Here is a 14541-nt window from a genome sequence, read left to right on the forward strand (position 1 = left end):
GAGGTTCCATTCTGGGAGATCAAAGATCCTCTGTTCTCCTGGATTGTTTTATTCTTATTAACGATCATAATCTTTTTTCCTCCCCGCCCTCTACTCTAATTTAACATGGGGGAGGTGTCTCATCATTATTGGCACAGAGGGGGTGGCATCTGTCAATGCAGCAAAAGAGCTTATATTACCGGAGAAGATCTCAACACTTTTGTATGTGATTGAAAGACAGAATAAAATCACCGAGATACTCGTTAAATTTTGTGAGGAAACGGTAGTTAATGATCTTCAGATCATCACATCGATCAAGGGGATTAGTGATCAAACAGGGGCTACCTTTCTTGCAGAAATAGGCAATATCACAAATTTCCCTACTGCTAAAGGTGTGATCGCCTATGCGGGAATAGACCCCACCGTTCATCAATCAGGAAAGTTTGAAGGAAAGAGCAAGATATCTAAAAGGGGAAACCGCCATCTCAGAAGGGTTATCTTCCTAATGGCCAAACATGTTAGCCGGGAGGATACCTTATTTAAAACGTATTATGAAAAGAGAAAAAAGGAGGGCTTGTCTTTCAAAGAAGCAATACTAGCTACTGCTCATAAACTGATCCGGGTTATCTTTGCAATGTTGAAGAATAGATCTTATTTCTCTACCCAAACAAATTAAATCAATAGTAGTTGACTACTAATGCTTTAGGAACAAAAACCTTTCTACTAAGGATTACGGAGAGAAAGAGATAATGATGTCGCAAATTAACTGTAAGAGGTACAATTATGGGCTGGGGCTGGTTTTTATGTTATTCTCTCTTTGATTTATGGAATTCATATGTGAACTTTACGAAGGCAAGCATTGTTGTAGAATTGTAATTATTCTTTCCTCTTATAAATTGTTCCCTCGCTTCCAGAATAAATCGCCTCAAATGGTAATCCTCCAATAATGTCCTTTTCAGAAGCCATAAACGGACGGCTAAGGCTCACACCGCTAACACTCAAAGGATTAAAATAAACTAAAAATGTATTGTTATTATTTCTTAATTTCTCCCTGAACCTTGCCAGGTTAACTTCATAATTTTCCCCCTTTAACCCGCTTTGCGGATCAATTCTAAAGGGTATTATCCAAGTTCGCTTGGTTGTCAGAAAGTTTACAAGGTCTGGTGCATTAGTAAAAATCTCGCTATTGGCAGGAAGAAGCTTAACATGCTGGATGAATTGGGAATTGGCCCAGAATTTACTTGTATAACCAAGACCATTGTTATGGGTATGAATAACCCAATTTACAGATTTTCTTAAGTGGTGTGCTGCCAATGGCATGCTAGCAACAATAATAAATATGATAGCAGGTCCTGACATAGTGCAATTTTTAGCTAAATTATACGCAATGCATGCAATTGTAATTACGGAGAACACATGTACTATCGACAGAATTCGCTTTTCAGGTTGTACCCATAAATTAAATAGCGAAATTATACTAATCAAAAAAATAAAATATATGACGACAAAGATTATACCTAGGAAAGGAACAACTCCGATTGCATCTTGGAAAGAATATCCTTTGCCCATATTTTTTCTTTTTATTTGAAGAATATTCAAGGTAGGCAGAACCACAAGCATAACGAGAAGACTAGCGCCGATTAGACTATTAGGGTTGGTTGATGGAAATATCCAAAACGAGAATGTATGAAGAGCCGTCTTAATATGTTGAAGAGTAATAGGATGAAACCCAAATGGGTGTGAAGTTGGTGTTCCCTCAATAAACATATTTCTAGAAAGCCAAAGGATTAATGGAACTGAACTGATAAACCCAAATATCAAGGAATCAAACATTCTTTCCTTTAATGGTTTTCTAGACAGAAAGATAATCCCTGCAACTCCTGTTGCTATCAATGTTACCCCTGGATATCTAGAAAGACATGCTAGTGCGATTGCTGAAGCGGATGCCATTAAGAGTACTCTTGATTGATTTTCAATATGCTTAGCTAATAAGTAGATTCCAAGGATACCCCAAAATATAAAGCTGGGTTCGGTCCAAGCCATCGAATGAATATGTAGCAGGTCAACAGATATCAGTATAATAAATGTGGCGAGAATTGATGGATACCAAGAACTGCGGACATGTTGTTGAATTATAAGGCCAGCCAAAACTATATTGGCACCAAAAAAGAAAGCATTAATCCACCTTGCTCCTACCGCTAGATCAATATCAAAAAAGCCGATAATTGCTATTAAGGTCTGAAATAGCGGCGGATGCACACTTATTGGTATTACTTTTCCCGTATTAGAAATTTGACTAATTCCAAATCCATCAAGTAAATTCCGTGCCTCTTCAATATATCCTGTAGAATCGGGAGATATTCCAACTCCTATATGCGTAGCGAATAACACACTTATAAACCCAACTAATGCAATTAAGAAAATAGTTCCATTTATTAAATAGGGATTCTTAAGCATTTCTTATGGACCAAAACGCAACCATTTAAAATGTTCTTTTCGAAATTAAAAGATTTTTACCCCAAACGAAATGAACATGGATTTGAAGGATGTTTTTTCTTGGATTTTCTTGATATAGCCATTTTTTTTAAGTTTATTGTTTTTTTTCGAATTTGTATAGAAGAGATTTATCCAATCGGAGATGGACTATCGATTTACATTTGAAATCTTGTATGGAGGGGAGCATATCAAAAATCAACATTACAGGAAGCAGTTAACACCATCCAAACCTTTTTCCCTGAATGGGTCATTTAGGTTTAATCCGCATTTTAAAATAGACTTCAAACACAATCTCCCCATAAAATTATGAAGGAAAATAAAAGCGGTTTTTTTATTTAACTATAAAATAGATTACCTGGTAGCAAGCTTAGAAGTATTCAATTGGTCACCTCCGTGGGGGGGAGGGGATAGTCCAGGTTTTGTTTCTGGATTCCCGCCTCTGTGGGAATGACCAAATTTACCCCTCAATTCTACGGTGTGTAATTTTTGGAAAATTAATGGATCAAGATTCTAAAGATAATATTTCCCTTGTTATTAACTACCACCAATCCACAAAACATTACTTTGACCGGTACGCCCGTAGCCCGGGAGGGTTGGATTGGGCCAATCAACCGGACCCTTTTCGGCGTTATGAAGGGGCGGAACTGATCCCATTAGACCACCTTCCACCAGGGGTAAAACCTTTATATGAACCTGTCTTTGTTGAAGGAAACATTCCCCCTGAACCTTTAAAGCGAAAAACAATTTCACAACTTTTCTATGACAGCTTGGCTTTATCGGCTTGGAAACAAGCAGGAGGGGTAAAATGGGCTCTCCGGGTAAACCCTTCCAGTGGAAATCTCCACCCGACCGAAGGGTATCTCATCTGCGGGTCGATTCCCGAGGTTTGTGACCAACCCATGGTCTGTCACTATGCACCGAAAGAACATGCACTGGAAAAGCGCACAGAATTTTCTAATGACCTATGGGAAGAACTTTCTGGATCTTTTCCCAATGGTTCCGTTTTGATCGGTTTAACCTCTATTTTTTGGCGGGAGGCGTGGAAATATGGGGAAAGAGCCTTTCGATACTGTCAGCATGACCTCGGCCATGCCATTGCCACCGTGAGTTTAGCCGCCGCAGGATTAGGTTGGAAAGCCATTCTATTAGACCACCTTTCAACCATTGAATTGGAAACTTTATTGGGCATTTCCGCTCCAAAAGGAACAGAACCTGAACACACAGAATGCCTTCTTGTCATCTACCCTCAAGGTAAAAAAAACCCAACTTTTACTATTTCTGAGGAGACTTTGGTTAAATTTAAAACCCTCACCTGGGCTGGAAAACCCAATTGCCTTAGCCCTAGTCATGTGGATTGGCCCATTATTGATCAAACAGCCGACGCAAGTATAAAACCGCAAACCCCACAGGTGTCTCCTCCAATCCCCGAAAGAAAAATATTAGAGGCCGGAACAACCCCGATTTCTTTCCGGAAAATCCTCCATCAACGTCGAAGTTGTCTGTCTTTAAATGGACAGACCGGTATGGTGGATGAGGGATTATATCAAATTTTCAGGAAAACATTGGTGGGCCCTGCCCAATTTCCCTTTAACACCCTTCCCTGGGACCCCAAAATCCACCTGGCAATTTTTATTCACAGAGTAGAGAATTTGAATCCAGGGCTCTACTTCCTGGTTCGGAACCCATCCCAACTGGAAGAAATTAAAAACGCAATGAATAAAGAATTCTTATGGGAAAAACCCGCCTCTTGCCCAGGGGATTTGGATTTTTTCAGGCTTTTGGTGGGAGATGCAAAACGCGTCTCCGAGCAGATCTCCTGTCACCAGGGAATAGCTGCGGATGGTTGCTTTAGCCTGGGAATGATTGCGGAGTTTGATGTACCGTTAAACACATACGGGGCTTGGTTCTATCCCCGCCTTTTTTGGGAAGCGGGTCTGGTTGGACAGATGCTTTATTTAGAGGCCGAAGCGTTTTGTTTAAGGGGAACAGGAATTGGTTGTTTTTTTGACGATCCAATGCATGAACTACTGGGGTTAAGCGATTTAAAATATCAAAGCATATATCACTTTACATTGGGAGGAAATGTAAATGATCCCCGGCTCACCACTTTACCCCCATACTCTGAAATTAAACAACCTAGTCCTTAGGGCCCCAAAAGCCTTGAATAATTCAAGAACGTCATTCCCGCGAAAGCGGGGATCCAGAAACTTTAGAATACTGAATTCCGGCCCTTTTCCGCGGGAGCAGAAACGTCCGGAATGAAATCGTAGTTAAGTTAATTTTGAAACACTGCATTAAAGCAAACAAAGATCGGGCTCACCAAACCTCTGCTCTAAAGCTTAAAGGGCTTTCCCCTGCCTGTTTTAATCCCTGCTCTATATGGTCTCGAGCTATCTTCCCTCCACAAAATCGAAGATGATAGTTTTTTAAATCAGGGATTATTCGCTTCATCGGCTCAATATCATATTGCTCATGGCCATCTATTCCCTGTTGGGCTTTAACCACTCTTCCCTTTGTAAATTTCCAATCCTCGGGCCATTTTCTTGTTAGGACCGGATGGTATCGAAAATTCTGTTTATAATCTTTCTCCAAACAAAGGAGTTCTTCATGAGCGATTAACTGCTCAAACCGCTTAGCGCTGGCAATCAGTGTAAGGTGGGCCCCTGTTTTTGAATTACTTTTTCCAAAATTCATTTCTTTCATGTAACGAAGATAGGAAAGAAATGGGGTAATTCCGGTTGAAAGGGCGATGGCTAGGTATTTCATGGTCTGCCATTCTCCATCCGCCTCTAACCGGAGGTTATGAGGATCACAATGCAAAGCATTCTCAAAGATTTCACATTCGAAGGTCTCAGGATTAAACCTGACCAACACATCAATTTTATTTCCGGAGGATTGATACGCCTGGGCTTCTGGAGTTTGCCACCAAATAGAGGTATCGGCTTTTTCTGCGTGGGTATGGTTAACCACCGTTTCCAGAACCCCAGGGTGGTTTGAAGGAAAATTGGACCGGGTATACATTCTTCTACGGAATTTTTGAGTGCGCGAACCAAAAGGCTTGGATAAAAAAGCGGTGCCTGGCCACATTTTGTCCTTTATCGGATATGGTTTCCCATCGATTTGGCAATCCTCTGGAAGGCTCAGCTCCACCACACGGATTTCTTCAGGATCAATGGTTTTGAGTTGTGTTATGGATGCGGGGACGAAAATGTCTTTGGGTGTCATTTTGATTGATGATCACATTAAATAAAAGAAATAAGAATAACGATGCGTCCGCCCTCTGTCAATCAATACAATTTTTTTCTCTCCTTGTATTGACTTCTATTTTCAATATTTCCTATGATCAGAACTTAAACTGAAGCGGTCTTTGTGGAAGAAAGGGAACAACTCATGAAAAAGAATGTGGGCTTATTGGATCGGTTTTTTCGGATTGGAATAGGCATTCTTTCGTTGTCAATTGTTTTTGTCGGTGGGGATTTTGCACTGATATTGATTTTTGGAATTGTTGCGTTATTTGCTATTGTCACCAGTGTCATTGGATATTGCCCGGTCAATGCCAAGTTTGGTTTAGACACAAGAAAAAAGCAGGGAAATAAATGAACTTCCCTGCTTTTTTTATAATAATTTTTTCCCGCCGCGAGTGTTCCAAAAAAAAACTAAAAAATGAAGTTAGGCGGCTCTTCTGGATCGAACCCGATAATCCACGTTATCTTTTACCCATTTCCACAACCGGTTCTGCTCTGAAATACCCAATTCAGGCTGGATTTGTTGCTGCCACCCTTTCATAACCTCCGCATTCACTACCATAAACCGTACCCGCTTCCGGGGAACATATTTTCTCCACTGATCCCCTACTTTGGGGCTGGCATAGGCCAAACGAACCGTCAGACTCCGGGAAAGGTATTCCATGGGACTGAGGTCGATGTTTTCATAAAGGGTCTTGGAGCCTGCACGGGTCCCATTAGACGCCACATCAGGGATTCCGTCACTGACCACCATCACATTGATGGGACCGAGGATCAGGTTTCGGTCTTTAGAAATTCGGGCCACCTCTTCAAAGAAAGCATTGAAATCCGTCAGGGTATCCCTGGGGGAAAACCAAGTCCGAAGATCTTCTTCAATCTCCTCAATGCTTTTTCCATCAAAATCATGGATGGGATGAAAGGCCTTAGGTTCTCCCATGGAACGGCCACCAATGGACCCCACATACAGCGCTCTGGGTTTGCTCAAACCCTCCAATTCATTGAGATGCCCGTAAATATAATAGGCAAGAAACGCCAGGGCATTCTCATAAGAGTCGGAACTCTGGAAAGAGCCGCTGGCATCCACGCCAATAAACAGGCTTAACCGCGGTTTAGATTCCTTAGGTTGGAACGTACATGCGGTAAGGGAAACTAAAAAAAATAACGTCACAACCAAAAACACTTTGTCGAAAATCGTTTCCTTTTTCATGAGCTCACCTTTTTGGGCTGCAAATGAATGGTTGTCAAAACCTCCCGGGTTTCCATAATTTCTTTAAGGCCCTTAAATGGCAGGCTAAAAACAGGCCTAGCTACAAGAAGGATCATAATAAAATTGAACCCAGCAGCGATCACATGGAGGGCCGGAAGAGCCACGAATTCCAGGAATTCTTCACTCTTCTCATGTAGCCAGCCAATTTCGCGCTTAAAATCCCCTAAAGGGGCTTTCCACCACACAGGTTGCTCCACTGGCTTTTGCACCATTTCAGGAACCTCCGAATGAGCCATGGGTCTCCTTGAGATAAAGGCTAATAACGGAGGGGTCCCATATTGGCCAAAAAGAAACCAGGTCATTCCGCGAATACCCACCCACCCGAAGGTTGCCACGGACAGGATAAAGACAATTCCGACTTGAAATCTCTCCCCTGTTTGCTGGGCAATCCAAGGAACAATGGCATCCACCAATTCCCGGTAAAGAAACATCACCTCAAAAAACATTACAAATAATTCCACCACAACCATCTGAATGATGAGTTTCACCTCCTTTTTCTTCACAGCTTCAAGGAAAACATTCAGACAGGCAAAACTTCCCATAACCAGCATAAAGAGGAAAATGAAAAGAATGGTTCCCATAAACCGGGAAGGTTCCATCCCGGTTAAATCTGCGAGAATCTCCCCGATGGTTGGAAAAAGGATATACGTAAAAATAACTGCCTCCAAAAAACACCAGAAAATTAACAAAGAAAACGCTATCCAGGGAACACCCGGCTGAAAATAGTCACGAGTCATCTTTCCGGTCATTCGGAAGGGAGCCACCAACATCTGTTTAATGGCTTCTGCAATCAACATCAGGCTCAGTCGTGTTAACATCAAAACCCAGCCAATGGCCACACCAAACAAACGAAAAAGACCTACCCAATAAAGCCAAACCATCCTTGCTGAATCCCACCACCCCACCAAAAGGGAGGAAAGAAACTTCACCCTTTGAGAACGGAATGGAAGTGTATAGAGGGAAAGATGGGTTGTCCAAATTCCAACCACGAAGAGAAAGACCGGGAAAACAAAGAAAACAAACTTTCCCGTGGCACTCCATCCCGAAGAGGAATAAAGAAAGAAATTCAAAAGGGTTTCCTGCATTTGTGGAATCCAGGCAATGGGGGTGATGAGAAACTCTATAAATCCCGCCCAAGATTCTGGAACCAATTCCATGATCCGGTCAAACATAAAACCTCCTTCTTCTGATTGGGGGCCAGCGGTCGCTTCTAAAACAGGAGAAAAATCCATGGGTAAAACCCCATTTTAGAGCGGCTTTATAAAACATGACTGGACTTTCACGCAACACCCATGCCAAACCTCATAGAAAGACCTTTATTCTTTAAGACATTGAAAAACTGGTGGTTCTGACCTCACCTTTTTTTGATCCAGCGGTTCTCAGATGCACCATTTTGAACGATCCAAGCAAAAAAAGAACAAGCCAACGGAGAAACTCTAATCATTTAATTCTCCTTTCAACTGTTAGGGAGAAGATTTATTGATGAATAAAAGGGGAGGGAAGGAAAGAAAACCTTAAACAAAATTTCCCTTCCTTGATTGGGCGAGGAAACAACGCTCAAAGTACTTTTAAATAATTTCACCCGATCAAAAAATATCCCGTTAAGATAATCAGCCCAATCCATTGAAAAATTTCCTTGCCTGTTATAACCTCTCCCAATTGTATACAGAGAACTTTTCATTAGCAGAAAAACGGCACCCATCAATGAATGGTCTTTAACATTGACAGAGTTTCTAAAGCACGGTATTTTTGGGCCTCCGTCAATACCCAATAAGAAACACCGTTCAAATGAATGAAACACTTAGTATGCTGAGGAAAAAACTTGGTTCAAATCCTAAAAAAATGGTTTGACAAATATTTCTCCGATCCTCAGGCCGTTGTTCTATTTCTTGCCCTGGTTTTGGGCTTTGCCATTGTCATTTACATGGGGGGAATGCTTCTTCCGGTCCTGGCCAGCCTGGTGATCGCGTATTTATTAGATGATGTGGTGGGGTTTTTGGAAAAAAAAGGAGTCCCCCGTCTGCGTGGGGTTATCTTAGTCTTCCTGGTTTTTATTGCCCTAATGGTATTTGTTTTATTTGCCTTAATTCCCATGCTGTCCTCCCAGGTCACCGAATTAATGCAACAACTACCGAAAATGATGAATAAAGGCCGGGAAGCCTTATTAAAACTTCCCGAACACTATCCCTTTATTTCTGACCAACAAGTCACAAACCTGATTGAGACCATTTTATCGGAGTTAAGCTCCGTGGGGCATAAAGTTGTTTCCGCATCCCTTTCTTCTCTGGTCAGCCTAATTACATTGGTGGTCTACTTGGTTCTCTTTCCATTATTGGTGTTTTTCTTTCTAAAAGATAAACATTTGATCATTCAATGGGCAAAAGGCTTTATCCCCAAAGAACATAACCTCATAGCCCAGGTCTGGAAAGCGGTTGACCCTCAAATCGGAAACTATGTTCAAGGAAAATTCTGGGAAATGTTATTGGTGGGATTGGTCAGTGGAGTGGTATTTGCCATTTTGGGATTGGGTTATTCGATCCTACTCGGTGCCCTGGTGGGGATTTCGGTTATTGTCCCCTATATCGGTGCAACCGTTGTCACCATTCCTGTGGTTTTAATCGGGTTTTTCCAATGGGGATGGAGTGTCCCTTTTGCCTACCTGGTGATTGCCTATGCCATCATTCAAGCCCTGGACGCCAGTGTCCTGGTTCCACTTCTCTTCTCCGAGGCGGTAAACCTTCATCCCATTGCCATTATTGTGGCCATTTTGTTTTTCGGCGGAATTTGGGGTTTTTGGGGAGTTTTTTTCGCAATCCCTTTGGCCACCCTTGTTCAAGCCATTATTCATGCCTGGCCCAGGCCAGAACCCGAGGCCGACAGCATCCCTTCCTAAACAAAGTTTCAGGACTTTCTATTTCTGAATTTTTTTCCTCTTGGAAAATGAAGATTATGGTGCCTTTGGGTAAGGTGTCAATTTGTCCATTTAAACCCACGGTTTAAACTTCCCAAAACCCAAAGGCCCCATATCCTACAACTCTGTCCTGAGGACCAGCGGTCTCACCGGAATTCCTCACATCCAGGGCTTTCGCTATCATCCCATGCCTTTTTGCGGCAACCAATAAACCTCTCACCGGATACGCTCCACAGGCCTGTTCAGTTTCAATTTTTTCCAATTGCAACACCTCAATGGCCTGGGACGTTTCCGCATCCATTCTTTTAGCGCTTTCTCCATCCAAATAATGACTCAAGTCAGAGCTCACTACAATCAGGGTTTCCTCCTTTCCCCACAGGGCATCCAAAACATCGGCCACCTCGTCTGGAAAACAATTACCCACCACCAAGGGAATGATTTTAAATTGATCCAACACGGTTTGTAAAAAAGGAAGGTGGACCTCCAGGCTATGCTCCTGTTCATGGGCTTCATCCAAAAATTGAAACTGTGAAAATTGTGAAATTTGTTGAATGGAGGGAAGATCAATGGGAACAGGCCCCAAGGGGGTCATAAAAGTTTGACAGGTTGGAGCGGCCAACCCGGAAAACCCCAATCGGTGTGCGGTTCCCATTAGGACCACACGGTGAATGATACCCTTCCCTTGCTGGATCAAACCATAGGCACTGCCCGCAATGGGACCAGAATAAATATAACCCGCATGGGGAACAATTATTGCTTTGGGTAAAGACCTGGAGATCCTACAAGGGAGAAGGTAACCCTCAATCGCACGCTTTAAATCATGAGGATCGGAGGGGTAGAATAGACCTGAAACCGATGGATAATGAATTTTTTGCATCAAACTTTCCTTTGTTCGGGGATTATAATAAAATGGAAGTTGGGGAACAAATGTTTTTTTGTTGAGAACAAGGAATGGAAAAGGAATAAAACCATGGGAACCACAAAAACTAAAACAGGATTTTTTCCCACCAAATTTTGGCACCGCCTGGAGGATGGCCGTATTCAGTGTGATTTATGTCCGCGTTTTTGCAAGTTAAACGAAGGCCAACAGGGGCTTTGCTTTGTGAGAGAAAGGCAAAATGAACAGGTTATTTTAACCACATACGGTCGTTCCAGCGGGTTCTGCGTGGACCCCATTGAGAAAAAACCCTTGAATCACTTTCTTCCCGGAACCCCCGTTCTCTCTTTCGGAACCGCGGGGTGCAATCTTTCATGTCGCTTTTGCCAAAACTGGGATATCAGCAAATCCCGGGAAGTTAACACACTTGCCGAAGAGGCTTCTCCGGAAGCCATTGCGCAAAAAGCAAGAGAGTTACATTGCCGAAGCGTTGCCTTTACCTATAATGACCCGGTGATCTTTCATGAATACGCCATCGATGTGGCAAAGGCCTGTCATGACATTGGGATTAAAACCGTTGCGGTAACTGCCGGTTATGTATGCGATGAACCACGGCGGGAATTTTACCAATTCATGGATGCGGCCAATGTAGATCTCAAAGCGTTTACCGAGCATTTTTACCAAAAAATCACAGCCGGACATCTTCAACCGGTTTTAGATACCTTGATCTATCTTAAACATGAGACAAAGGTTTGGTTTGAAATCACTACCCTTTTAATTCCGGGAGAAAATGACTCGGATAAGGAATTAAATGAATTGACTCAATGGGTGGTGGAGCATCTGGGCCCAAACGTTCCGATTCACTTTACCGCTTTTCATCCTGACTATAAGATGCTGGACACACCATACACTCCCCCGGAGACACTCACCCGGGCCCGTGAAATCGCAATTCAAAATGGCATTTTTTACGCCTATACAGGAAATGTGAAAGACCCCGAGGGGGGAAGCACCTACTGCCACCACTGCGGGAAAAGGGTTATCGGTCGGGAAGGGTATCTCCTTACCAATTGGAACCTAACCGATGTTGGGAAGTGTCTTTCCTGTGGAGAACCCTGCGCTGGGATCTTTGAAGGCCCCCCGGGAAATTGGGGGCCTAAATACCACCCAGTTCGAATCCAGTATGTAAAAAAGGAAAACCCTAAACTTCTTTTCTAATAAAAAGAATAGGCAATAAACCTTGAAAGGTTTTTTTTAAAACTGATACAGTTTTGCAAGCGGATTAATGGACCAAAAATTTTAACTTTGCTCTAATTTTAAACGAATAGTGGGATGCTCTTTAAATCCTTCTTCAATTTGAAAACAAGGAAACCCCATATTCCCAAGGGTCATTCTAAGAACAGGGAAAGATTGTATCGGAACTCCCAAAAACACCTGCCAAGATTGGTGGCTAATGTGAACAGCAGCCTTCGCCTCCTCCGCCACTTCTGAAATCCTTAACAACTCCTCACAGGAAAGGTCCACCGCTTTTGTGGTTAAACCCAGGTTTAGTCGAATGTTAAAAGACAATTGGTTTGTTTTTGCGGAATTCATCTTCCCTCCTTTCATCATTTGGATTTTAACGTTTAAGTAGGTATAATCTGCGTTTGAAATTAAGCAAAGTAAATGCCATCTGTTCAATCCATATGGGACTAGTTTCAAGCCATTGATTTAAATAAAAATTTTTTTTAGACTCCCCGGAACTTATTTATCGGTTTTCACAAAAAAAAACAAAATTGTAGGTTCTCCTACAACTTTGTTAAGACTCAATTAAATGAACTCCCCTTTTTTTTTAAAAAACTGGATTAAAAGATGAGCAACAAAGAGACTGATCTTCTAGATCATATGGCCATCATATTTATTAAAAAAAAGACACAATTGGATCTAGAAACGGCTAAACGGATCTTCCTTGCAGGAAAACCATGGTTTACATTTGGGGAAAATGAAAAGGGACAACCGTTAAAACATCTAGCCAGAGAAATGGCGGAATGCATATTTCAAGACAATGAAATTCTAAAAAAGAAGGTCAGGGAAATCTCCGAGAAAACAGGAGAGGACATCCAAAAAATCCAAAAAGTCCTTTGGGCAATTGTGGATTACCAGGTGTGTATCATAGAAGAGTTGTTAGACTGAAAATTAAAATTTTCACCCCCCCAAAAAAAATTTTTCGTTAAACTTTCAAATACCCCAAACCATTTTCATCCCATGTTTGGACCGGATCGTTGGGGTCCCACGATTCGACCAACTGAATCTGGTTTAATTCCTTAAAACGCTGATAAGTCCCTAAAATTCGATGGGCATAGGCCTTTGGAAGAGTTTGGTCTTTCTTAAGCATCCTGGCTACTCGGGTTGGCCCATAATTGTATGCAGTTAACGCCACCTCGATTTTCCCAAAGCGATCAACCAACTTGGCAAGGTAATGGGTTCCCAATTTAATATTCAGATGGGGCTTAAAAAGCGTTTTTTTTCCATTCCAGGGGATATTGATGGCTTTGGCCAAGGCGCGGCCGGTTGTTGGCCGAATCTGCATTAGACCTAAAGCCCCCACCCTAGATTTAGACCAATTATATATAGAGCTTTCTTTTACCACCAGGGCCAGGATTAATTCCGGGTCAAAACCGTATTGATAACTTTCTGAATATATGAGTTCAGCCATTTCGGTTTGAGCCGTCTCAGAAAGGCCTGTTTTGAATTTTTTTAAAATAGAGACAATCCTTAATTTTTTTATCCGCTTACCTTCCTTGGCCCAAAAACTTAAACGCTCTTTGGAAACTTCCTGGCTTTCCGAAATTGAAATCCCAGGAAAAAAAATACTGACGATAAAAAGGAACCCGACTACCTGAAAAACTTTTTTTACCTTTAGGAATTCCATTTTCTGCCCTCCTTTTGACCAAAAAAAAACCCATCTTCTCCGATAAGAAAAGATGGGTTAAAAAAAATAACCACTTCGGCAGCTCCGCTGTCCTTAGACTTTAATTTAAGGACCGGAAGCTTTGCGCCCCCACCTTACGATGGGTTTGCTCTTATCGGATGGTTGACTTTTTGGTTAAATTCTTAAAATTAACTTTAACAAAAAAAACAATATTGTCAAGGAGGAAAAGTTTTTATTTTACAATAAATTGCAAATTCAATTGCCTTTTTCATCATATCCATACGAATAAAAGGCTAAAAAAAGAAAAAAATGAATTTATTTGGAGAATAAACGAAATAAGTCATTGATAAAAAATCGGTTTTTTTCAACCTAGGAGTCTTTCGGACTTAACGATCTGATCCGACAACCGTTTGTATAAATTTTTGTGGTCGCCGCGTTTTGGTCGGTCCTTATCGATCAAAATAGCGGTGATCTGTTCTTTCTTATTGATTTCAACTTAAGGCGTGTAGCCTTTTTAAGTTCCAGGCGATGCAGACCAAGTCCCATTCGCCTTGTACCAACTCGATGCCTCGCAACAAGAATTGTCGGAAGCCCATGACTGCCTTTATAATGCCAAAGACCGGTTCCACTGTACTCTTGCGCTTGGCGTAAAGCTTTTTCCCTGCCCGGGTCTGGAGACGGTATTTCATCTTTGTGATCGCGTCTGCATCATCTGACACAGGTAACGGTTCACGGAACCGATCCATGAGCGGCTGGTTGTGCTGATCTCGGCCAAAGGCAATGTACGGAGTGATCTTGTTTTTTTCGCAAACGCCGACGTTTGTTTCGCTGTAGAAGCCGTTGTCGCTAATGACCGTA

The 14541-nt window shown here is 42.0% G+C and carries 14 protein-coding genes and 1 riboswitch; of the genes, 6 read left to right on the forward strand and 8 right to left on the reverse strand.

Annotated elements, in window-relative coordinates; all coding sequences use genetic code 11:
- Window positions 1-142: 142 nt before the first annotated feature.
- Complete coding sequence (locus VGB26_01590) at window positions 143-655, forward strand: transposase (protein HEX9756475.1); 513 nt, start codon at window positions 143-145, stop codon at window positions 653-655.
- Window positions 656-855: 200 nt separating this feature from the next.
- Here the strand turns inward: VGB26_01590 and VGB26_01595 are convergent, their stop codons facing one another.
- Complete coding sequence (locus tag VGB26_01595; GenBank protein ID HEX9756476.1) at window positions 856-2436, reverse strand: hypothetical protein; 1581 nt, start codon at window positions 2434-2436, stop codon at window positions 856-858.
- Between the two features lie 536 nt (window positions 2437-2972).
- On the opposite strand from VGB26_01595, the gene VGB26_01600 reads away from it, so the two are divergent.
- Window positions 2973-4622: a SagB/ThcOx family dehydrogenase gene (locus tag VGB26_01600; GenBank protein ID HEX9756477.1), complete on the forward strand. Its 1650-nt coding sequence runs from the start codon at window positions 2973-2975 to the stop codon at window positions 4620-4622.
- Window positions 4623-4791: 169 nt separating this feature from the next.
- On the opposite strand, the gene VGB26_01605 is transcribed toward VGB26_01600, so the two are convergent.
- Window positions 4792-5700, reverse strand: coding sequence for a hypothetical protein (locus VGB26_01605; GenBank protein ID HEX9756478.1), 909 nt, complete (start codon window positions 5698-5700; stop codon window positions 4792-4794).
- A gap of 165 nt (window positions 5701-5865) precedes the next feature.
- Between VGB26_01605 and VGB26_01610 the strand changes: the two genes are divergently transcribed.
- On the forward strand, window positions 5866-6075 hold the full coding sequence (locus VGB26_01610; GenBank protein ID HEX9756479.1) for a DUF2892 domain-containing protein: 210 nt from the start codon (window positions 5866-5868) through the stop codon (window positions 6073-6075).
- A gap of 69 nt (window positions 6076-6144) precedes the next feature.
- Here the strand turns inward: VGB26_01610 and VGB26_01615 are convergent, their stop codons facing one another.
- Both VGB26_01615 and VGB26_01620 read right to left on the reverse strand, forming a co-directional pair.
- Entirely contained in the window at window positions 6145-6927 is a 783-nt protein-coding gene (locus VGB26_01615) for a hypothetical protein (GenBank protein HEX9756480.1), read from the reverse strand.
- Entirely contained in the window at window positions 6924-8219 is a 1296-nt protein-coding gene (locus VGB26_01620; protein HEX9756481.1) for a hypothetical protein, read from the reverse strand. Before VGB26_01620 ends, VGB26_01615 begins: the two co-directional genes overlap by 4 nt.
- Window positions 8220-8809: 590 nt before the next feature.
- Between VGB26_01620 and VGB26_01625 the strand changes: the two genes are divergently transcribed.
- Window positions 8810-9880 (forward strand): AI-2E family transporter, encoded by a 1071-nt coding sequence (locus VGB26_01625; protein ID HEX9756482.1) that lies wholly within the window; start codon window positions 8810-8812, stop codon window positions 9878-9880.
- 103 nt (window positions 9881-9983) lie between these two features.
- Here the strand turns inward: VGB26_01625 and amrB are convergent, their stop codons facing one another.
- Window positions 9984-10775, reverse strand: coding sequence for an AmmeMemoRadiSam system protein B (amrB, locus tag VGB26_01630; GenBank protein ID HEX9756483.1), 792 nt, complete (start codon window positions 10773-10775; stop codon window positions 9984-9986).
- A gap of 93 nt (window positions 10776-10868) precedes the next feature.
- On the opposite strand from amrB, the gene amrS reads away from it, so the two are divergent.
- Window positions 10869-11990, forward strand: a complete 1122-nt coding sequence (amrS, locus tag VGB26_01635) for an AmmeMemoRadiSam system radical SAM enzyme (protein ID HEX9756484.1) — start codon at window positions 10869-10871, stop codon at window positions 11988-11990.
- 81 nt (window positions 11991-12071) lie between these two features.
- On the opposite strand, the gene VGB26_01640 is transcribed toward amrS, so the two are convergent.
- The gene (locus tag VGB26_01640) at window positions 12072-12365 is read right to left on the reverse strand and encodes a hypothetical protein (GenBank protein ID HEX9756485.1); all 294 of its coding nucleotides are present in this window, start codon (window positions 12363-12365) and stop codon (window positions 12072-12074) included.
- Between the two features lie 258 nt (window positions 12366-12623).
- Here VGB26_01640 and VGB26_01645 point away from each other — a divergent pair, with 258 nt between their 5' ends.
- Window positions 12624-12944, forward strand: a complete 321-nt coding sequence (locus VGB26_01645) for a hypothetical protein (protein HEX9756486.1) — start codon at window positions 12624-12626, stop codon at window positions 12942-12944.
- A gap of 37 nt (window positions 12945-12981) precedes the next feature.
- Here VGB26_01645 and VGB26_01650 read toward each other — a convergent pair whose 3' ends face one another.
- Both VGB26_01650 and VGB26_01655 read right to left on the reverse strand, forming a co-directional pair.
- Window positions 12982-13683: a transglycosylase SLT domain-containing protein gene (locus tag VGB26_01650; protein ID HEX9756487.1), complete on the reverse strand. Its 702-nt coding sequence runs from the start codon at window positions 13681-13683 to the stop codon at window positions 12982-12984.
- A 74-nt stretch (window positions 13684-13757) separates the two neighbouring features.
- A riboswitch (cyclic di-GMP riboswitch) is annotated at window positions 13758-13843 on the reverse strand.
- Between the two features lie 331 nt (window positions 13844-14174).
- Window positions 14175-14541, reverse strand: a 367-nt coding sequence (locus VGB26_01655; GenBank protein HEX9756488.1) for a transposase, incomplete at its 5' end; no start/stop codon positions are given.

It is taken from the genome of Nitrospiria bacterium, from assembly GCA_036397255.1.
In the GTDB taxonomy this organism is placed as follows: domain Bacteria; phylum Nitrospirota; class Nitrospiria; order DASWJH01; family DASWJH01; genus DASWJH01.